General features: G+C 46.2%; 20 protein-coding genes and 2 pseudogenes. 10 read left to right on the top strand and 12 right to left on the bottom strand.

The window, feature by feature from the left end; genetic code table 11:
- Window positions 1–57 precede the first annotated feature (57 nt).
- A pseudogene (locus RIG27_RS06625) lies at window positions 58–165 on the bottom strand (IS607 family transposase); the annotation flags it as partial.
- 127 nt (window positions 166–292) lie between these two features.
- Between RIG27_RS06625 and RIG27_RS06620 the strand changes: the two are divergent.
- Window positions 293–1,999: a PhnE/PtxC family ABC transporter permease gene (locus RIG27_RS06620; RefSeq protein ID WP_446343556.1), complete on the top strand. Its 1,707-nt coding sequence runs from the start codon at window positions 293–295 to the stop codon at window positions 1,997–1,999.
- 90 nt (window positions 2,000–2,089) lie between these two features.
- On the opposite strand, the gene RIG27_RS06615 is transcribed toward RIG27_RS06620, so the two are convergent.
- Window positions 2,090–2,935, bottom strand: coding sequence for a transglutaminase-like domain-containing protein (locus tag RIG27_RS06615; RefSeq protein ID WP_446343554.1), 846 nt, complete (start codon window positions 2,933–2,935; stop codon window positions 2,090–2,092).
- 297 nt (window positions 2,936–3,232) lie between these two features.
- Complete coding sequence (locus tag RIG27_RS06610) at window positions 3,233–3,643, bottom strand: DUF2294 domain-containing protein (protein ID WP_446343552.1); 411 nt, start codon at window positions 3,641–3,643, stop codon at window positions 3,233–3,235.
- A gap of 125 nt (window positions 3,644–3,768) precedes the next feature.
- On the opposite strand from RIG27_RS06610, the gene RIG27_RS06605 reads away from it, so the two are divergent.
- Together RIG27_RS06605 and RIG27_RS06600 are read left to right on the top strand one after the other, a co-directional pair.
- The gene (locus tag RIG27_RS06605; RefSeq protein ID WP_446343550.1) at window positions 3,769–4,200 is read left to right on the top strand and encodes a hypothetical protein; all 432 of its coding nucleotides are present in this window, start codon (window positions 3,769–3,771) and stop codon (window positions 4,198–4,200) included.
- 71 nt (window positions 4,201–4,271) lie between these two features.
- Window positions 4,272–5,057 carry a response regulator transcription factor gene (locus RIG27_RS06600; protein ID WP_446343548.1) on the top strand — a complete coding sequence of 262 codons (786 nt, stop codon included), beginning with the start codon at window positions 4,272–4,274 and terminating at the stop codon, window positions 5,055–5,057.
- 158 nt (window positions 5,058–5,215) lie between these two features.
- On the opposite strand, the gene RIG27_RS06595 is transcribed toward RIG27_RS06600, so the two are convergent.
- The 3 genes from RIG27_RS06595 to RIG27_RS06585 all read right to left on the bottom strand — a co-directional run bounded on the left by RIG27_RS06595 (window position 5,216) and on the right by RIG27_RS06585 (window position 8,203).
- Window positions 5,216–6,022 (bottom strand): ABC transporter ATP-binding protein, encoded by an 807-nt coding sequence (locus RIG27_RS06595; RefSeq protein ID WP_446343546.1) that lies wholly within the window; start codon window positions 6,020–6,022, stop codon window positions 5,216–5,218.
- Between the two features lie 6 nt (window positions 6,023–6,028).
- A complete protein-coding gene (locus RIG27_RS06590; RefSeq protein WP_446343544.1) occupies window positions 6,029–7,237 on the bottom strand; it encodes a hypothetical protein in 1,209 nt (402 codons plus the stop codon).
- A 369-nt stretch (window positions 7,238–7,606) separates the two neighbouring features.
- The gene (locus tag RIG27_RS06585) at window positions 7,607–8,203 is read right to left on the bottom strand and encodes a hypothetical protein (protein ID WP_446343542.1); all 597 of its coding nucleotides are present in this window, start codon (window positions 8,201–8,203) and stop codon (window positions 7,607–7,609) included.
- Window positions 8,204–8,470: 267 nt separating this feature from the next.
- Here RIG27_RS06585 and RIG27_RS06580 point away from each other — a divergent pair, with 267 nt between their 5' ends.
- Together RIG27_RS06580 and RIG27_RS06575 are read left to right on the top strand one after the other, a co-directional pair.
- The gene (locus RIG27_RS06580; RefSeq protein ID WP_446343540.1) at window positions 8,471–8,752 is read left to right on the top strand and encodes a DUF433 domain-containing protein; all 282 of its coding nucleotides are present in this window, start codon (window positions 8,471–8,473) and stop codon (window positions 8,750–8,752) included.
- Complete coding sequence (locus tag RIG27_RS06575) at window positions 8,749–9,096, top strand: DUF5615 family PIN-like protein (protein WP_446343538.1); 348 nt, start codon at window positions 8,749–8,751, stop codon at window positions 9,094–9,096. Before RIG27_RS06580 ends, RIG27_RS06575 begins: the two co-directional genes overlap by 4 nt.
- 154 nt (window positions 9,097–9,250) lie before the next feature.
- Here RIG27_RS06575 and RIG27_RS06570 read toward each other — a convergent pair whose 3' ends face one another.
- Window positions 9,251–9,592 (bottom strand): 2Fe-2S iron-sulfur cluster-binding protein, encoded by a 342-nt coding sequence (locus tag RIG27_RS06570; RefSeq protein WP_446343536.1) that lies wholly within the window; start codon window positions 9,590–9,592, stop codon window positions 9,251–9,253.
- Between the two features lie 83 nt (window positions 9,593–9,675).
- Here RIG27_RS06570 and cimA point away from each other — a divergent pair, with 83 nt between their 5' ends.
- Window positions 9,676–11,406 (top strand): citramalate synthase, encoded by a 1,731-nt coding sequence (gene cimA / locus RIG27_RS06565; RefSeq protein ID WP_446343534.1) that lies wholly within the window; start codon window positions 9,676–9,678, stop codon window positions 11,404–11,406.
- A gap of 348 nt (window positions 11,407–11,754) precedes the next feature.
- Window positions 11,755–11,973 carry a DUF4327 family protein gene (locus tag RIG27_RS06560; protein WP_446343381.1) on the top strand — a complete coding sequence of 73 codons (219 nt, stop codon included), beginning with the start codon at window positions 11,755–11,757 and terminating at the stop codon, window positions 11,971–11,973.
- A gap of 55 nt (window positions 11,974–12,028) precedes the next feature.
- Here the strand turns inward: RIG27_RS06560 and RIG27_RS06555 are convergent, their stop codons facing one another.
- The 4 genes from RIG27_RS06555 to RIG27_RS06540 form a co-directional block, all read right to left on the bottom strand.
- Entirely contained in the window at window positions 12,029–13,255 is a 1,227-nt protein-coding gene (locus RIG27_RS06555) for a protein kinase domain-containing protein (protein ID WP_446343532.1), read from the bottom strand.
- A 147-nt stretch (window positions 13,256–13,402) separates the two neighbouring features.
- Window positions 13,403–15,550 carry a serine/threonine phosphatase gene (locus RIG27_RS06550; protein ID WP_446343530.1) on the bottom strand — a complete coding sequence of 716 codons (2,148 nt, stop codon included), beginning with the start codon at window positions 15,548–15,550 and terminating at the stop codon, window positions 13,403–13,405.
- A gap of 282 nt (window positions 15,551–15,832) precedes the next feature.
- Window positions 15,833–16,417 (bottom strand): pseudouridine synthase, encoded by a 585-nt coding sequence (locus tag RIG27_RS06545; protein WP_446343375.1) that lies wholly within the window; start codon window positions 16,415–16,417, stop codon window positions 15,833–15,835.
- A 20-nt stretch (window positions 16,418–16,437) separates the two neighbouring features.
- Window positions 16,438–17,325 carry a mechanosensitive ion channel family protein gene (locus RIG27_RS06540; protein ID WP_446343373.1) on the bottom strand — a complete coding sequence of 296 codons (888 nt, stop codon included), beginning with the start codon at window positions 17,323–17,325 and terminating at the stop codon, window positions 16,438–16,440.
- A gap of 622 nt (window positions 17,326–17,947) precedes the next feature.
- On the opposite strand from RIG27_RS06540, the gene RIG27_RS06535 reads away from it, so the two are divergent.
- Window positions 17,948–18,784: an SPFH domain-containing protein gene (locus RIG27_RS06535; RefSeq protein ID WP_446343527.1), complete on the top strand. Its 837-nt coding sequence runs from the start codon at window positions 17,948–17,950 to the stop codon at window positions 18,782–18,784.
- A 306-nt stretch (window positions 18,785–19,090) separates the two neighbouring features.
- Here the strand turns inward: RIG27_RS06535 and tatA are convergent, their stop codons facing one another.
- Window positions 19,091–19,255, bottom strand: coding sequence for a twin-arginine translocase TatA/TatE family subunit (gene tatA, locus RIG27_RS06530; RefSeq protein ID WP_446343369.1), 165 nt, complete (start codon window positions 19,253–19,255; stop codon window positions 19,091–19,093).
- 281 nt (window positions 19,256–19,536) lie between these two features.
- On the opposite strand from tatA, the pseudogene RIG27_RS06525 reads away from it, so the two are divergent.
- Window positions 19,537–19,617: pseudogene (locus RIG27_RS06525) on the top strand (RNA-guided endonuclease InsQ/TnpB family protein); the annotation flags it as partial.
- Between the two features lie 146 nt (window positions 19,618–19,763).
- Entirely contained in the window at window positions 19,764–20,504 is a 741-nt protein-coding gene (locus tag RIG27_RS06520) for a phycocyanobilin:ferredoxin oxidoreductase (RefSeq protein WP_446343525.1), read from the top strand.
- Window positions 20,505–20,647 lie beyond the last annotated feature (143 nt).

Genomic DNA, 20,647 nt, shown 5'->3' with positions numbered 1-20,647 from the left:
ATATGTCTTTGGGCTAGTAGCATTATTGTCCGTGATATTTTAACTCGGCTATAATCTTATCGTACCAGACGGCAATTGATGACCGGTCAAGTTTCCTTGTTTCCACCACCTCCAGGCAGTTCGATAACTGATTCCTGCTTTTTTGGCATAGTCTGAGAGTTTCATGTCTATATATTACCTAACATGACTACATCTGACTATATTCTTATTGAAACTTTACAATACTATTTGCTCTAAAATGTCGCCTATTTAACTATGTCCAACCCTTCCCCAGCTTCCCGATTATCATCCTGTGAAACGTCAGCCCTTATCTCGTCCCCCAATTCTCAACCCACAAACGGTTTGGGGATTGGTATTTATCGGCGCGATCGCACTTTCTCTTTACCAGGCGGGTATCTGGGAACAGGATATCTTGAATCCAGGTGGATTTTCCTTATTGGGGCGATTTCTCCAAGCTAGTCTACAACCGGAGTTAAGCCTTGAGTTTCTCCAATTAACCTTAGAGGCGACGCTTACCACGTTAGCCTATGCTGTCTGTGGTACGTTTCTCAGTGTGGTGCTGGGAATCGTTGGCGGGGTATTAACCTCTGAGGTGTGGTGGTTAGCGGTTTTCCAGGGTGCAATCGAGAGACACCCTGCTCAAATTTGGTTGAGTTTGCGGGGATTGTTGGCGGTTCCCAGGGCGATTCACGAAATGCTGTGGGGACTGTTTTTTGTGAATATTTGGGGACTTGATCCCTTAGTCGCCATTTTAGCGATCGCGCTTCCCTTTGGGGCAGTAGTGGCGAAGGTTTTTGCCGAAATTCTGGATGAGACTCCCCGTCACCCTCTAATTACGCTGCTTAATAGTGGGGTTCCACCCTTAACTGCGTTTCTCTATACCCTGATTCCCCAAGCCTTCTTAAATCTTCTCTCCTATACCTTTTATCGCTTTGAATGTTCGATTCGTTCGGCGGCGGTGTTGGGAATTATCGGGGCTGGGGGATTGGGATATGAGATTTTTCTGAGTTTACAGTCGCTGCGTTATCAACAGTTGTGGACATTTTTCTATGCCCTATTTATCTTAAACGGGATGGTTGATTTGAGTAGCGCTTGGTTACGCGATCGCTTAGGCTGTAGCAGTCGGCTGGATTTAAATGCTGATCAAGGTTCTACGTCTCCAAGGAAATTCTATCAGCGTGATCCGTTGATTACTCTGGTGGGTATCGGGGGGGTGCTACTCATCCCCTTTTGCTTTTGGTATGTCCATCCTGACTTTACCCAACTTTGGTCACCCCGCACGGGGAAATTATTGGTGGATGCGATAACCGTATCCTTTCCACCGGATATCAGTTGGGAACAATTGCCAGAATTAGTCCGATTATCAACCCAAACCCTATCCATGTCCATTCTCGCGATCGCACTGGCGGGTATGGGTGGTATTTTACTCTCGTTTCCCGCGACTCGTAATTTTTTCCTACCTGGAGGATTACTCAATCCGAGTCGTCAAGGAAGAGGGCGAGACGAGAAGATTTGGGTGTGGATTACCTTTTTACTCACCCGGGCGATTTTACTGGTGTGTCGGGCAATTCCGGCACCAATTTGGGCGTTAGTGGCGCTGTTTATCTTATTTCCAGGTATTTTACCGGGTGCGATCGCGTTGGGGTTGCACAATTTTGGGATTTTAGGGCGGCTGATGGCAGAAGTGACAGAAAATCTCCCCCAACCTCCATTACAAGCCTTGAAAGCTCAGGGAACCCCCGCTACGTTGGTGTTTTTATATGGGGTGCTACCGATGACATTACCCCGTTTTCTGGCTTATATTCTGTACCGTTGGGAAGTCTGTATGCGAGAAACTGTCATTGTGGGATTAGTGGGGGCGGGTGGGTTAGGGCGGTTATTGAGTGAACAATTGAGTAGTTTTGACGCGCCCGGTATTGTTACCACTATCACCTGTTTGATTATGCTGACAATTCTGGTGGATTGGGTGAGTGGAATCAGTCGGCGATCATTGCGTTAATGATTTGTGGGAAAAATTAAAGTTAACGGAGAGGATCGTTATTTGTCATTCGTCATTCGTCATTCGTCATATCATGTCTGTCTTTCAATACTAAATTAACGCGATCGCACGATTGGTATAGTCGGGAAGTTCAGGCGTTTTTCCATCCTGATCCGGAACCGCTTCGACAAACACATCCTTATAGTTCATCTGAACATCACCAAAAATAGTGGCAAACGCGACATCAGCCGCATCGCGCCCGATACCAATGCGAATTAACCCATTACAGGGGGCGAGTCGGGTAGGGTCAAATAAATACCAGCGATCGCCTAAATACGCCTCAAAATAGGCATGAAAATCTTGCGGTTCTAAATTATAGGCATATCCCGTCACAAATCGAGCCGGAATATTCAACGCCCGACAAAACGCAATTCCCAAATGGGCAAAATCTCGACAAACCCCTGCTCGTTCTGTCGCGGTATCATAAGCCGAGGTATGTTGATTCGTGCTACCCGATAAATAGGTGACATTATCGTAAATCCAGTTACAGATAGCCGTAACTCTGGAATAGTCAGGAATCAAATTACCAAACTCATTCTGTGCCAGACGCATTAACCGATCTGACTCACAGTAACGTGATGGATAGAGGTAATGTAAGGTTTCTAACGGTAACTTATCCGGAGGATTTTCTGCAATCGAACTGGGGTCTTCATCCCGATAATATAAATCCACAGTGGCTTGATAGGACACCTGTAAGTCACCTTGGGGTACATAGACTCGTAGATATCGGTTTTCCATCCGAGGAGAAACATACTCCTCATAATCCATGGATGGTTCAATTCGCAAGCTTTCTTGCAGAATTCTTTGATGCTTTTTCTCAACAACGCTGAGATTAAAAATAAAAGTGCTACTTGCCGCAACACTATAATTTAATTGACAGCCCAGATTGAATTTCATAATTAATCTAAACGAGGATTTGTTTTGGTTTTTCCATAGTACAGTAAATCTTCCATTATTTTATAGTTAAAGTCATCTAACTCAAGGAAGAGTTTTATCGTGAACTCCATAGACTATAGTTTTGTCAAAACCAATTCTTTATTGAACAAATCACAAATAGCAAATGACATTCTAAGTACCTGGACACAAATTCTGTATCCTGTACTAAGAAATGTTAACAACCCTCAAACCCTTACTGTTCCCTGTTAAGAGTTCCCTAATCTCAACCGTTAACTTTAATGCAAGTCCGACTCCTGATTAATAAGGTTGATGAGTCGGCTGTTTTGATGCTGAACCCGAACAGCGAAGTTGAGGATTATCAGCTAACACAGCAATGATTCCCAGCCTTTTAGTTTCTAAGGTAGTATCACTAAGCAAATCAACCACCTCTACTGCCAAAACGTCCTGGATTCGCTCTCTTAATAGAGGTTTAATGGCAGCATTTAAATCTGAGCGCACCTGCTGAGTTAGCGCTTCCTCTCCTTGGTTGGCGAGTAACTGCTCGGGCTGAGTCACCGCCTCTTCCAGAATCAGCGTAACTCGATTACCCTCAATACTGCTGGTTATTTTGCTCGGTTGATGCCCAAGTTGCTCACGGTACAGGGATTGTATGGCTTGAGAAAGGCGGCGTTCCAACTGCCCACGGGTCGGAAGTGCTTTTTTTGACATAGTATAATAACGGACGTAACGTAGAGGATGATAGCGATGAATTGGCTCAGATGGATGCTTGGAAATTAAGCGTACCACAAAATGTCACACCTGAAGCAGCAGGTAAGCATTGGCGTTAACTGAAGTTGAAAGCAAATTTTCCCCAAACCCGACACCCCAAACCCCAAACCCGACACCCCAAACCCCAAACCCCAAACCCCAAACCCCAAACCCGACACCCTACACCCCAAACCCCACACCCCAAACCCCACACCCTACACCCCAAACCCGACACCCTACACCCCACACCCCACACCCCACACCCCACACCCTACACCCCAAACCCCACACCCCACACCCTACACCCCACACCCCAAACCCCAAACCCGACACCCGACACCCGACACCCGACACCCCAAACCCGACACCCCACACCCCACACCCCACACCCCACACCCCACACCCCACACCCCACACCCGACACCCCACACCCGACACCCGACACCCGACACCCGACACCCCACACCCCACACCCCACACCCCACACCCTCAGCTATCACCCTCAGCTATCACAGTAACAGTTGTTACAAAATCTTGACATTAGCTTTGTTAACCTGAGTAACAATGCCGAAAAAGGAAACAAAATGCCGTGGGAGCATCGGTTTGTATTCAGATTATCGAGGGGAATCCCCATTTGCGATCGCTGCTAGGTTGGCACTTGCAGCAAGCGGGCTATTGGGTTTATCAATCTGCCTCCCTCTATCAAGCCAGAGAGACATTCTATAATCGCCAACCCACTCTCGTCATTCTCGACTCTGACTTACCCGATGGTGACGGGGTAGAATTTTGTCGCTGGATTCATCAGCAGCGACATTCGTTAATTTTAATGCTGTCTGCCCGTAATCATGAAGTTGATATCGTCCAAGGGTTAAAAGCGGGTGCCGATGATTATCTAACCAAACCCTTTGGGATGCAGGAATTTCTGGCAAGAGTTGAGGCGCTGATTCGCCGCATCCGGATGACGGCTGTACCAATGACGCTGGAATATGGTGATCTCAAAATTGATTTAGTTCAGCGCCGGGTGTGTTACAAAGGGGAGTTTGTTGATTTAACCCCTCAAGAATTTAGTTTGCTTTACGTCTTAACCCAAGCGGAAGGATTGCCCTTAAGTCGTTCTGAATTACTCCGTCGGGCGTGGCCCGATGCGATTGATAATCCTCGTACTATTGATACCCATGTCCTCTCACTACGCAAAAAAATTGAAACTGATCCCCGACAACCAAGTTTAATTCAAACGGTGCGGAATGTGGGTTATCGGTTTAATTTAGAAATGCTGGAGAGCAGCCAATCAACTGGAGGAGAAGCAGATCCTCATTATCCAACTTCTCGACCAGATGTTGCACCCGTAGCCGCGAGTACAGCTTGGCGACAATAGTGTTCTTGGATGGAGAGGGGCAAATGTATACAGAGACAAGGAGGTTCACTGCACAATTTAGTCAGGGCGGGTTTTGTATAAACGTTACCCTAAATAGCGATAAGAAAGTCCCTAAACCCGCCCCTACAAACCAGGTTCCCTTGAGGGAAGCAGACGGATCAAAACTCTTCCACTCCCCACTCTTGTGCTGCTTGGGCTTTGGCTTGAACTAAGGATTCTCGTAACAGGTTCCAGTCCAAATTAGTCGCTGATGTATCTTGCATGAGTTGACCTGTCTGGAGATACAATATCCGATTACAGAAGAGTTGAGCCATGTCTAACTGATGATTGACCATTAAAACAGTGATCTGATCCTGATTCGCCAAGTCAGCTAAGACACCCAAAAAATGAGAAGCTGTACCCACATCAAGGGCGGATGTCGGTTCATCTAATAGGATAATTTTAGGTTGACAAATTAAAGCCCGTGCGATCGCAACCAGTTGTCGTTGTCCCACTGAAAGTTGTAATTCCGTGCGTTCTAGCCAATCTTCTGGGATGTGCAGCTTTTTTCGATAGGTTTGAATCCGTTGTGCGATCGCGGATTTTCCTAGTTGCTGTAACACCAATGGGTAAGCTAGCGCCTCCCGTACCGTCATTCCTAATAGCTTCGGTTCTTGGCAAACCAGCATAATTTGCCGTCGTAACTGCAACACGGGAATCGTCTGAATATCTTGATTCTCCAGATAAATCGTACCACTGGTGGGATCACTCAATCGGTTCAACAGCCGCAGCAGTGAACTTTTCCCCGCACCAGCCGGACCAATTAAGGTTACGCGATCGCCTCTAGCTACTTCAAAGGAAATATCGCTGAGAATCGTGGTTCCTGGAATCGCGCCTTTGGCTGATGTAACCAAACTCACTTGTTTGAGTTGGAGTTGAGCCAGCGTCGGGGATAATGAATCATCAGATACCGTGGGCGAGTTCATGGTTACTTATTTTTCTCCTGATTCCTCTATTTCTCTTATTTCTCGGATTTCTTTAACGTTTCCCAGTTTTACCGTCGTTTCCGCCCGGGCAATCACATCTTTGGCTAACCGTTCACTAAAGCCAACTGTAAACGCGATCGCAAAATAAAATAATTCTTCTTTTCTACCAGTAGCCTCTGTTGGGTTCGTATCCAGGGGAATCAGTCCAGAACTAATTAGGGTATACATAAAAACGCCAAATGATGCCCCAATAATTGGCTTAAACGCCCCGATTAAAAAGGGGATAACTGGATCGAGGATTTCTCGAAACTCTACATCAAACTCCTTCAGTCGAATTAAAATACTGACTACACTTCCCAACGCTCCCGATGCGCCAACCACAAACACTCGGAAAATAATTTGAGAATCTTCTGGCGATAAAGAAATCGTTTCCAAACCAAAGGGCAAAGTGATAGTTAATTGTTTAGCCGATTGATTTTGTTCCTCCATTAATTGAAGTTGTTGCTTGACCTGATTATCGAGGGATGTCAACGTTGATTCAATCTCGCGGATTCTTTCTTCCATTGGAGTTGGACGGCTGTCCGCACCTAATGAACTTAACGTTCTTTGTGGTACCTCCATATCTGCTAAACTTTGTTTTATTTCTTCACGTTCATTGCTGATTTTCTCCAAAGATTCACTAACTTGTGATAGTTCGGATATTTGAGTTCCATAATTCAAAAAATAAACCGAAGAAATTAGTGCAATAATCCCGGCAAAGGAAAAAGGAAAGCACAGTCCGATAATGACTTTAGTGGGTACTGAATCTAAATAGTAAACATCGATAAAACTATTGAAAATTGAGCGTCGGAGGATGAAGAAAAATGATTCGTGTCTCCGTAACGATCGCAACAGCCTAATGCGGGTCTGTTTGACCAGAGAAATACCCGCTTTGCCATCCACAACCGATTTAACCGCTGGAATTAAAACCTCAACGATACTGGTAAGTTCTAGAACTCTGGGTTCATGTCCTCGGTCAACTTGCTTCTTTTTTATACTTAGTCTTTCAATCCGTTGAATAAATACTAAAATATTAGAAATCTCATCAAGAATATTTTGGCGAGATTTTGACGATTCATCAATACTGTTCTGTTTATTGATTAATGCATTAACTAACTCCATAACTTCTTGCTTTTTTATAGCAAAATTATGCATATAGTCTTGAGTTAAATTCATTTTATATCAGAGTCAAAAATTGATAGATTAGTATAGCCTTACTAAGGCAGGTTAGGACATTTTCTACTGTTCCCTGTTCCCCGTTCCCCGTTGGGATTAACTGATGTCCTAACGTATCCTCGTAGTGCTATATTTTTAGATAGCACCGACATCATCCATGTCTGAAAGCTCCAGATGTAGGGGCGGGTTTGACCTAGTACTGTCCCGCTTAAGTTGACTAAACCCGCCCTTCTACGGGAGCTAATTGCTAAAAACAAGGCTGGATCAGGGTTTAGATCAAGCTAATATCAATAATCGACGTGCGCCCATAAAACCGATAAAATCTACTGTACTTAAACGGATCACACCTGTAGGATTGGTTCAAATTTTTCAAGCCATCAAACCTTGGCTAAAAACCGTCCAAATTGTCCAACCATCGACAAGTAATAGCAATAGCGTCAATCCTAACAAAATTAGATACATCCAGGGTTGTGCTAAGGGACGAATATCAGAAGTATCGATACCCGTATATGTTTCCACCAACTTAACTAACCGCGCAAAACCCACCACACGCATCGGTAGTAAATACGCTCGTTCCGATGACTGACTGACAAAATAGTAAACCAATCCACCTTGTCCCGTCGTCCGCATTTTTAAATCTTTAACATCCGCCCAAGGTAACTCCCAACCCTTACGGAAAAAACCAGGAACCCATTTGGGATAAGTCACCTGAATTTTCTCGTCATCCACAATGACTCGTTCACTCAACGCCCCATACAGCGCGAATAAACCCAAACCAATTCCTCCCCACAGCAATGCTGGCGGTAGGGGAGCATCAGACACTTGAGCTAAAAAGGGTAGAGGTACAGTTAGCGCCACGTATAAACTCAAAAGCGTGATCCGAATTAAGGGAGAGAGGTAAAACGTAGAAGGACTAGGTTGAACGTCTTGTTCTGATTTTGATAGAGTTTCAATGTTTGATGACATAGACTTAAACGTGCCTATAAAAATATTTTTTTCCAAATTTCACACACCAGCTAAATCAACTAGCCTTTTTAGCTTGTTATTGTACCATTTTAAAGTGCTACACTATGCTCCAGCAAGACTTTACGTAAATTAAGCGGTCATGCATTTAAATTGGGAATGGGTAGGGAGCAAGATGCTCGCACTACAGGAATTCCCATGAATTTACCCTCAGAAAGCATCGTCAAGCTAAAATTGATCTGAGATTTACCCTTCACGGAGTAATCATTAATGGTAAGGTTAACAGATCATTGTCACATTGTCAGAAATGACGAAATACTGAATAGCGAACCCATTATCAAAGGCACCCGAACACCAGTCAGGGCAATAGTGGAAATGTGGCGTATCGGAGTTTCGCCGGAGGAAATTCCTCAGCGGTTAACCCATCTTGGTCTATCACAGGTATTTGATGCACTCAGCTATTATCTGGATCATCAGGCAGAAATCAATGAATACATTGAGCGCAACCGTATTCCAGACGAACTTATTGATCCACGAGTTCGTAACGTATGACTGATATTTTTATTCATGTTTATTTGGACGAAGATGTTGATGTATTGGTCGCAAGTCTTTTGCAATCTCGTGGTTTCCAGGCAACAACAGCACAACAAGCCGGACAACTCGGTAGAACAGATGCTGAACAGTTAGAATACGCGACAAGTCAACGGTCTGCTATCCTAACCCATAATCGTATTGATTTTGAAGATCTTGCACGGATATACTTTAATACAGGAAAGTTCCATTCTGGAATTATCATTGCGGTCAGGAAACCATACTTGGAAATTGTGCAGAGGTTGCTCATAATCCTAGATTACACCACAGCAGATGAAATGGAAAACCAAATTCTTTACATCTAAATGATATAGACTCAAAAGAGTGATCCGAATGAAGGGAGAGAGGTGAGAAGGTATGAGTAGCGAGCAAGATGCTCACACTACAAAGATTTCACCATTATTGTTATTATTAAATGCCGAATAGCCTCCTCATCCGCCCAAATCCAGCTTATCTTCCCTATCTCCCTTCTGCTGTCCAAACAATATCCTTGCCTTGTCCCCAAAAGCCGTCATATTTTGTCACCTGAACATCTCCCAAAACCTTGGTCTGACAGGCTAAACGACGATTAGCAGTGGGAGAATGGGGCGGAAGAGAACGCCTTGCCTTATCTTTCCAGTTCGCCTCTGAAACCTCCCCTTCTACCTCAACCGCACAAGTGCCACAACTACCAATCCCCATACAGTTGATAATTTTGGCATTGCCGTTGTAAAGCGGTACACCATGCTCCAGCAAAACTTTGCGTAAATTACTGCCTGGATCACATATAAAGGTTTTCCCTTGAGCTGTTACTTTAGGCATTGATGATTTATCTATCGTAGTAGACTACACTCTTACTTTTTCTAGTTTACATTTCTTGACAATTTACACAACTATCTTTACTTATGGCTTCACAAGCGCCCAATCCCATCTGGATTTACGACACAACCCTGCGCGACGGTTCCCAGCGCGAAGGTCTTTCCTTGTCCATCGAAGATAAACTCCGCATCGCCCGACAACTCGACCAATTAGGGATTCCCTTCATCGAAGGCGGTTGGCCCGGTGCTAATCCCAAAGACGTGCAATTTTTCTGGCGACTCAAAGAAGAACCCCTAACCCAAGCAGAAATTGTCGCCTTTTGCTCAACGCGACGTCCTCATAAAACGGCGGATGAAGATCCGATGTTACAAGCTATTTTGGCAGCGGGGACACATTGGGTCACCATCTTTGGTAAGTCTTGGGGTCTCCATGTCACAGAAGGGTTAGGTACTACCCTTGACGAAAATCTGGAAATGATCCGAGATACTATAGAATACCTTCGTAGTCAAGGGCGGCGGGTTATCTATGATGCCGAACATTGGTTTGACGGGTATAAAAATAACCCCGATTACGCCCTGAAAACCCTGAAAACAGCAATGGATGCGGGGGCAGAATGGTTAGTCTTTTGCGACACAAATGGTGGAACTCTACCCCATGAAATTGGTCAAATCGTCCGAGATGTTATCGAAAGTTTAGAACTCAACCCTGAAAACCAAGGCAGGGCGGGTTTTGAACCAACGTTATCACCAACAACAGAACCAGATGAACTCAACCCGCCCCTACAGACGCGCCATGGCGCGTCTCTACATTCGCCTCGATTGGGCATTCATACACACAATGACTCCGATACCGCCGTGGCGAATGCGTTGATGAGTGTGGTGGAAGGCGTCTGTATGGTTCAGGGAACGATGAACGGCTATGGTGAACGCTGTGGTAATGCGAATCTGTGTTCTTTGATTCCTAACTTACAGCTCAAGCTAGGGTATCACTGTATGCAAGAGGAACAATTAGCTACACTAACTCAAGTTAGCCGTTCTATTAGTGAAGTGGTTAATCTTGCCCCCGATGACCATGCGGCATTTGTAGGTCGGTCGGCATTTGCCCATAAAGGCGGGATTCACGTTTCCGCCGTTGAACGCAATCCACTCACCTACGAACATATTCCGCCCCAACAGGTGGGGAATCAGCGAAGGATTGTGATTTCTGACCAATCTGGACTCAGTAACGTTCTGGCAAAAGCCAAGAGTTTTGGACATGAACTCCACAAACAAGACGCCGCCTGTCGCCAAATCTTGGGACGCCTGAAAGAGTTGGAAAATGAGGGCTATCAATTTGAAGCCGCCGAAGCCAGTTTTGATTTACTAATGCGAGACGCCCTGGGGCAGAAGCAGCAGCACTTTGAACTGAAAGGTTTTCAGGTTCACAGTGATATGCTTCAAGGTATCGGCACGCCTTACAGTAATGCGATGGCGACAATTAAGGTTACGGTTAATGGTGAGGATATTTTAGAAGTGGCGGAAGGCAATGGACCCGTGTCAGCACTGGATGCCGCGTTACGGAAAGCCTTGGTGCGATTTTATCCAGAGATAGGAACCTTTTACCTGACCGACTACAAAGTGCGGATTCTGGATGGTGCGGCTGGCACATCAGCAAAAACTCGTGTGTTGGTGGAATCAAGTAATGGCAAGCAGCGCTGGACGACAGTGGGTGTTTCTGCCAATATCCTAGAAGCGTCTTATCAGGCGGTGGTTGAGGGGATTGAATATGGTCTGTTGTTACAGTCTGCTGTGAAGACAGCGGTTGAACAGAACGTGTGAACTAGAGGAGAATCTAAGCCAACTGACTTAGATTCTCTTAACCCATAAAGAAAGTCAAAACCTTTATCGCGACAGCTATAATTTTTTCTTCCCCAGCTCCCCCAGCGCCCAGACGTAGCATGCTACGTCTCTACATTGCTCCCCTTAACGGCAGCCATTCCAGGGGCAATGGTAGTGATTTCCGTACATTTTTCTAAAAAGGGTTGCGTAAATGTCCTCGGATGGGTTATAAGAGTATGGTAATGCTTCCTTGCCGAGAGCCAACTCTACGAACCGGCAAAAATAAATAATAGGAAGCGTTTTTTTGATCCCAGCATTTGCAAAAGTTATTTCGAGAAAATTGAGAGTATGACTCAGCAAGTTACTCACCCCATGGTGAAGATGCAGCGTCAGGTGCGTTCACTCGTGGAATCCAAGATAATCAAACCCAGCGACAGTATATGGAAAATCGCCCTGCTTTATGGCGACGACTGGTCGTTCTGGAAAAAGGAACTCATCGAATTTGGCTTCACCATGCAAGATCCAATTGGTGACTTACTCGCCGTGGAAGCATGGGATGAAGAATAGGTCCTGACAACCGTTAATAGCGAATAATAGCGAAGCGATCGCGCCAGCAGAAGCTTTAGACGCTTGTCGCTAAAGCTTCTGCCAGCTCTTTAGCCGTTTGGTAGCGCTCGCAAACTTTGAGTTGGCATACCCGGTCGATTACTTCCCGTAACGCGGGATTAATCGTGGGGGCTTTGGACAAGTCAAATCCATAGCCTAAACTACGGCGGCGATAAAATTTAAGGGGAGTCATCCCAGTTAACAGAAAAATCAGGGTCGGACCAATGGCATAGAGATCGGATTGAGTGACTGGAGTCCCTCGGTCTTGTTCAGGGGCGCTATACCCTTCAGCACCAATTCGAGTTCCTGGCATTGTCCCGATCTCCTTCACGGCGCCAAAGTCAAGGACTACTATGCTGTTGTCTCGATGACGTACTATCAGATTCGCGGGTTTAATATCCCGGTGAATTAAGGGCGGATCGCTGGAATGGATGTAATCTAGAACATCACAGGTTTGAATCATCCACTTAATGGCTTGATCTGGGGTAACGGGTCCAGCCATCAAAATCCGTTGCTCCAAATCTTGTCCGTGGATGAGCGCCATTGCCAAATACTTTTTACCCCTTTCGACAAAAAAGTCATAATACTGAGGAATTCCGGGATGATGCAGGGCTTGTAAGGCACGCGCCTCTCGCTCAAACAGTTCTTGGGCTTTAGCAATTTGTGCCACATCCGCATTCATTTCTTTGAGGACGAGTAACATCGGGCGTCCCTCGATTTTGCCTGTATTATCCCAGGCGAGATAGGTTGTCCCCATTCCTCCCTGTCCCAGGGTTCGTAACACTTGATAGTGGCGGATAACTCGTTGTACAGGGACTAAAGGTTGACCACAGTGAATACAAAATAAATTACCGGGAGGATTGCCCAGGTGAGTGCAAGACGGTTTAGATTTAGGCGTTGGCGAGACTAAGCCAGAATTTGGCACAGAAACCGGGTTCAGTTCAAATTTGAGCATCGGTCCTTCTCGAGCCAGCCGAATCAAGCCCTGATTCGGGAGTATCTCTCGTGATACCAGCACTCCATTGAGAAACGTGCCGTTGGTTCCCTGATTAACCAACTGCCACTTATGTCCAGATTGGACGCCGGTGACTCTCAATTCTAGGTGATACCGAGATACTAACGGATTGTTTAGAATCACATCATTATCTGGCGATCGACCAATACGAATTGTAGACTGGTTGTGGAATTTCCACTGTTGTAATGGAGTGGATGCCTGCGGATGTAGAAGGGTCAGCGTGACCATAGTCCTCAGTTTTTTGTCCTTAACTCACAGGGCTTGTTTCAATGTATTGGCGGGAGTCCCTTGAGCCAAACTCTGGCTCTTGAAGCCCGGTTTGGTATCCGTGGTTTATTATTTAGACGGATTGTATGACAAATGACCAATCATCAATCACCAACTCCGTTGCTGAAAATTAGGTCGCACTTTTACTCGGATGAGTATCGCTGTGATGTTGTCGTGACCATTCTGCTCATTGGCTAGGTCAACTAACTGTAGGATACCCTGCTCAAGGTTAGCGCGAGAACTGAGCAAAGGAGCCAGGTGGGTCTGCCAGTTATTCTCGATAAGTTCATTATCGGACAACCCATCGGAACACAGAACGAATAAGGTATCCTCATTCAGTTCCAAAAAATTGATGTCAGGAGTAACAAACTGGTCGCTGCGGGGTCCTAGGGCTTGAGTAAGTTGATAAGCATCCGGGCGAGAATAGGCGATCGCTTCTTCTACACCGCGTTTCATTTCCCGTTGACCGACTTCATGGTCTACGGTGAGTTGCTCTAAACCGCCTTTGCGGGTTAACCGATAGAGACGACTATCGCCAACATGGGCGATCGCGACGTTGGTATTCTGAACCAACATCATTGCCAAGGTTGTCCCCATGCGACCACTGCCTGATCGCGCATTTTGTTGGTTGACATCATAAATGTCCTGGTTCGTTAGGCGCACCGCTTCGCGAATACTTTCTTCTGTGGGTAACTCGTCCTGCCAATGGTCTTGAAAATACGCCTCCAGCTTTTCCACCGCCATAGAACTCGCCACTTCTCCGGCAGCATGTCCACCCATTCCATCACAGAGAATATAAAGACCGCGAGCGTCTAAGGTTCGACCTATGGGGGTTTCGTGCTTTTTCACCTGCGCCTGAATCCCAAAGCAGTCTTCATTGTGATCCCGTTGACGACCAATATCCGTGCAGCCAACATCATCAAGGCTGAGTAATTGCATGGGTAGAACAACCGTAGGACCGCCATCGTCGTAGCTACCCACGTCCCCTGTGGGCATTTCCAGAAAACTCATCATCTCTTCAGACAGGGGTTCAGCCATATCTAAGGTAACTGCCGTTGCCTGTTCTGCTTGTGCCTCTTCTTCAGCGTGAGCGATCGCTTCTAACTCGGATCGCAATTGGTCAATCGTGGTAATTTCCTGGGTACACATCTGCCGAAATACCGTCCCCAATGAGGTCAGTTGAGTCCGTTGGGACTGGTTAAATAGCAGCCGCCACATTTGCCCCAAATCCTCTAAAAGGGGTGGATCATCTTCAGAATCATGATAGAGGCGCTCTAACCCCAGCACCTGGTCTTCATCAACTCGTAAATTGGTAATTTCTAATAGACTTTGACGACAATGCCAGGGTTCAAGTGCTTGCCAAAGTCGTGCCATTTCATCAAGCCAATACAATAGCTGTAAGGTCGATAATGTTTCACTGCCCCACAAGTCACCGAGAAGTTGCCAGCTTGAGCGATCTTCAAGCAACATTACAGACTGATTATCCTGCTGCCACGCATCATGAACCTCTGGCACAGTCGGATAATGGTTTTGTTTCAACGCCAAATAGGGTTGTGCGATCGCCGGAATTCCCAGGATTGGCGAGGATTGGGATGGGGATTGCTCTGATTGTTGCTCTAGTAGGGCTTCCAGAAGGGATTTCTGAAAGGGCTGGCAGTCCAACACTTTGACAAACGTTTCTGATCCGGCGGGGGCATCCGCTAAGGTGTCGGGATTTAGGGGTTCGATGAGTCGGTAACGTTGTTGAGCATCCAGATAGGCGATCGAGTGAGCATTGTAAGCAGAACTTGCCTCAGATGTCGCCGTCGATGAGGCTTGAGTCTCTAGATCGGGTTCAACTGTTGATTGTGCCATCAACGTCGGACTCTTTGCCGTTTCTGGTTGATCCGTTTCCTGAGAAAAAGCCTCAGAATCGGTTTTGGCATCATCGGGAATTTCGGCAGACGTTAATTCACTGTCCTTCGTTTGTGTCCCCTGGGCTGATGACTCTAAATCCGCAGGGCTAGCGATTGGCTCAGAATTAGTTGAGGCACCTTCTGGAGCCGGGGTTAAGGTTACGCCATACTCTGGCTCTTTGGCAATAATTGCCCACCAAACCGTTCCCGTAAACGCACCGCAATTATGGCAGGTTTCAGCATTAACGGGAACTTGGGTATCGCATTCAGGACACACCTTATGGATCAAGGAAGTTCCACATCGCTGACAAAACTTGTGAGTATTCGGGTTTTCAAAATGACACTGGGGACAAATTAACATAACGGAACTTCCTCAATTCCTATCGGGTTTCTCAGGCTGGGATTATAAGCTAGCTGCCATCTAGTTTGCCACGCCAGAATCAAAGGTTGCAGCTTTTAAGGGAGTTGTTATCGAGTGTATTGGCGCAACAGAGCAGTATTGGCAAGGGAGTTAACTAAAAACTCAGCCAGGGCGGGTTTAGTGTAGAGACGCGCCATGGCGCGTCTGTATCAGGGTTTTCTCCTGAACGTTATCGGTAAAACCCGCCCCGGAAAGACGCTTCTGGCATCATGTCTGGAACACTCAAAACTTCACCAGTTTCTGGAGACAGACAAGTTCCGGGGGCGTCAGATCACGCCACTGACCCGGTTGCAACCCAGAAAGACGCAGATGAGCGATCGCGACCCGGATTAATCGTAAGGTGGGAAATCCCACGGCTGCTGTCATGCGCCGTACTTGACGGTTACGCCCTTCGGTCAAGGTGATTTCTAACCAGCAAGTCGGTACAGTTTTGCGAAAGCGAATCGGGGGATCGCGAGGTGGTAGATCGGGTTCTTGGGGTAATCGCTGCACTTGAGCTTTTCTGGTCTGATAATCTTTAATCACTACACCCTGGCGCAATTGATTCAAGGCAGCTTCATCGGGGATACGTTCCACTTGCACCCAATAGGTACGGGGATGTCGAAAGCGCGGGTTAGAGAGACGATGCTGCAAGCGTCCATGATTGGTCAACAAGAGCAATCCCTCGCTGTCTCGGTCAAGGCGTCCGACGGGGTAAACCTCCGACACCGGAATATAGTCTTTGAGCGTTCGACGGGGACAGTCCTCCCTATCCGTAAACTGACTTAAGACATCGTAGGGTTTGTAGAACAAAAGGTATCGATACACATTTTCAATCTTAACCGTTGTCAGTTAGAACCTTCATCTGGGGACGGGGGTAAATAATCATTGAATCGTTGCTGGTCATAGAAGTAAAGCGTGCGAATAGGATAAGGAATATTAATGTCGGCGTGATCAAAGGCTTTTTTAATCGCCATAATCGATCGAGTTTGCACCTGACGGACTCGTTGCTGCTGGGGTAAAGTCCAATAGCGGACAACGAAATCAATGGAACTGTCGCCAAAGCTGACTAAATCGATTTCTGGTGAGGGCTGGGACAAGACACCCTCGACCTGAGTAATGGTTTGCTCGAGCAGTTCAGCTGCTTCAGACAAGGGAGTATTGTAGTCAACTCCGACACCTAAATCCGTTCGTCGCTGTCCGTAAGCTGTTCTGACTTGCACCGCACTGGTAAATACCGTTGCATTCGGTAGGAGAACTCGTTCGCCTTGATAGGTACGAATTTGGGTAGTACGGATGTCAATCTTCTCCACCGTTCCTTCATAGTCTTCTATAATCACCTGATCGTTGATGCGAAACGGTTCTTGCACCAGTAACAGCACCCCAGCTAAAAAGTTTTTGAAGATATCTTGAAAGGCAAAACCAACGGCGACTGAACCCAACCCCAGCGCCGCGATAATGTCACCAAGCCGCAAGCCAGGGAAGGCGATAACACTAGCGGCTAAAACGCCAACCACCCACGTTGCTACATAACTCATTTTCGCCAGCAGCAGTTGCAGCGATTGGCTACGGATTGTACGCTCTCCTATCTTAGCGGTGACTTGCTCAACACCATCAGCGCTGTAGCGAGTCAACAGGACGATGATCACTCCGCCGATAAGTCCGGGCAAAACCTCAATGGTCGAGCCAAGTAGATTGAGTAAACTGGATTGGATTTGTTGAATGAGACTGTTCACAACTCGATTAGTAAAGGTTTAGACTGGCTTACACTAGACCTTAAGAAAATATCCCACCCGTGTAATTGGTCTAGAGGTTACCAGTCAGGATAAAATCGGCAACGGGTAGGTACGAGGACAGAGGACGGGAAAAGGCAATTCTACGTCTTGAGTCCAGCCAGGGGGACGCCGAAGAAAGCATCTACAGCTCTTATCCTTTCACACAGGGTCTATGAGAGTGGCAGAATTTCTCGAAAATTCAGCTAAAATGCTGAAATAACCTGGCTGAATCTAGCTTATTATTCTGGCACAAGCCAAGGATGTTTCATTGGGAGTCAACTACCGCACACTGAACCTACGGGTTCAGATGTCCACCCCACTTGCCGCATTTAGGCGTGGGTATTGTCCCTCCTTTCGGAGGTCTTACCTGAAAGTAGATTGTAGGTAACACTTGCTGCCAGACAAAGCGGCTTGAGGACAAGCCTCATTTGAGGAAATCTGAAGTTAGCTTAGATCTAACTGTATGTAAATTCAAGCTAGGTGTTACCCACAACCTTATTGAATAACATTCTAGACAATTCTATTTGTCACTCCAATTCATTCATTAACCTTCTAGTGAAAGTTTAAAAACATGGGATCTTTTTTGTCGTATATTTTTGCACTGTGTTTAATCGTCAGCGGCTACGGCATCGGTTCCGCCAAAGTTATCAATCAGGGCAATCAAGCTATAGTTGAACGTTTGGGGAAATATAAGAGGACTTTACAGCCTGGACTAAGGGCGGTTTGGCTTTTTTGGGAACGTATTGCCGTGGAGGAAACCCTCCGTGAACAAGTTTTAGACACCGAACCCCAGCAGGCAATCACGAAAGACAATATTTCTGCGTACGTCGATGCGGTGGTGTACTGGAGAATAAACAACCTCTATAAAGCCTACTACGATGTTGAAGATGTAAAAGAAGCAATTGGAAATTTAGTTATCACGACGTTACGGTCGGAAATTGGCAGAATGGATTTAGATGAAACCTATTCATCCCGCTCTGAGATCAATGAGAATTTGTCAGTTTATCTCAAAGAGGCTGCCGATAGCTGGGGGGTAGAGGTGATCCGCGTGGAAGTCCAAGGAATTAAACCACCCCAGACAGTTTTGGACTCCTTGGAGAAGGAACGGGCAGCAGAAAGCCAGAAAAAAGCAGCAATTTATGAGGCAGAGGGGGAGAGAGAAGCCGCGATCGCCCAGGCAGAGGGAACGGTGAAATCCCTAGAGATGATCTCAAAAGCGCTGCTCGAAAAGCCTAACAGTCAGGAGGTGTTGAAGTATTTGATTGCCACTCGTTATGTGGAAGCAAATGAGAAATTGGGTGAAAGTACCAACTCCAAAATCGTATTCATGGACCCCAAAGCCTTGACTGAAGCGATGACCGATTTAATGGAAATTTCGGAATTACCTATCAAGAGGGATGGTGGAAATGGCTCGAATTAAGCCTTCGGATCAGTAATTCAACCGAGGCATTTCCTGATCGAACGTGGTCACGAAAGTATCTTTACTTACCCGGCTTTCCCCAGAAGGGCTGGTTTAGTTAAGTTATCGGTTTATCGCCATAAGTTATCCGTCAAAAGAAGCTCCTATACCCCCTACTTTTTACCTTAAGTTGACACCAATGGCGGCGGGCGCGAGCCACAATTGTAGGGGCGGGTTTAGGAAATACAATCAGCTATCCAGAAATAACTGAACAACAAAACCCGCCCTTATTCATACATCATAAAATAGAGGATGGACGGCTAAACTCTAGTCAGCGTCATCCCCTTTAGATGTTGGAGTATTCATCTCTTCTTTAAAACCTTTAAGCGTTTTTCCTAATGCGCGACCCATATCTGGGATCTTCTTGGGACCGAAAATTACCAGGGCGACAATCCCAATAATCGCCACTTCGGGCCATCCTAAGCCAAACATACTCCTCTGCTCCTATAAACTCTGCTTACTTATATTGACATCTTTTCTGATTATCAAAGCCCTACCCTTACTATATCTACGCCGTGCACCTGTTGACAAAGGCTACAACCTATGAATAAAAGAGACAGGGATTAAGCCAAGACGCGCCATGTTCGGTAATGACAAAAAGCAGGCAGATTTAAGATTGTGGCTATGCCAATGGAATCGCCATAATATAATTTAGCTCTGTTCGCCGGAAGCCCCACACCAACCTGGGTACAGGTATGGTGTCGGGATGGATAGCTATCAACATAAAAAATAGAGCGGAGGGGCATCCCGTTCTTAAAGCTCAACGTCTCCTACGCAATAGCCGGATTGGTTGAGAAGCCTACACTATACCTGTACTCAGGTTAGTGTAGGAGTATGTCACTACAAGCTAATCTTTGATTGACTGTAGGAGTAAGCCAAAAGCTGATATCCTAGACCTACCCCCCTATCATGATTGATTTAGCATTTCACGTTTTAAGGAATGTCAATAACCACCAAGCCTTCCCTGCGAGAGCAACAACACCCTCTTATTCGCCAATTAGCCGACTGTATTGAAGCTAACTGGCGGCGTTACCTGGATTTGTCGCCCTATCAGCTTCCCTCTGACTTAGGCTATGTAGAGGGGCGTCTAGAGGGTGAGAAACTCACGATTGAAAACCGTTGTTATCAGACACCACAGTTTCGTAAACTGCACTTGGAACTGGCAAAAGTGGGAACAATGCTCGATATCCTCCACTGTGTCATGTTTCCTCGCCCAGAGTATAATCTACCCATGTTCGGCTGTGATTTAGTCGGCGGACGGGGGAAAATCAGTGCCGCGATCGCAGACCTTTCTCCAGTGAATGCTCAGCGTATCTTACCTGACGTCTATCGCCAACCGTTACAAGCCTTACCAACCCCTCATTTCCAAGACGTTCGTGAGTTGCCAGAGTGGGGCGACATTTTTTCGGAATTTTGCATTTTTATTCGACCCAACACTCCTCAAGAGGAACAGCAATTTTTATCGCGAGTAGAGAATTTTCTCCAAATTCATTGTACTCATGCGGCTAATGCGACACCCGTCTCGGCTGAAAAACAAGCAGAAGTTTTAGCGGGTCAGCATTATTATTGCACCAAGCAGCAGGAAAATGATAAAACCCGTCGTGTGTTAGAAAAAGCCTTTGGTGCGGATTGGGCAGAGTATTATATGACAACGGTATTGTTTGACTTGCCATCTGTGTGATTAGTCATCTGTCATTCGTTGATTAGGAACTCTCTCCCCCTGCTTCCACAGCTCCCCCAGCTCCCAGACGTTCCACCGGAGGAGTCTCTACTACCCCATCCCATTAGACGTGCCTTATTCCTAGCGTCTATAACTGAAGGAGG

Source organism: Coleofasciculus sp. F4-SAH-05, from assembly GCF_040222985.1.
GTDB classification, from domain to species: Bacteria; Cyanobacteriota; Cyanobacteriia; order Cyanobacteriales; family Coleofasciculaceae; genus Coleofasciculus; species Coleofasciculus chthonoplastes.
The sequence above is the reverse complement of the archived record's forward strand: the minus strand, read 5'-3'. Positions and strand labels throughout refer to the sequence as shown.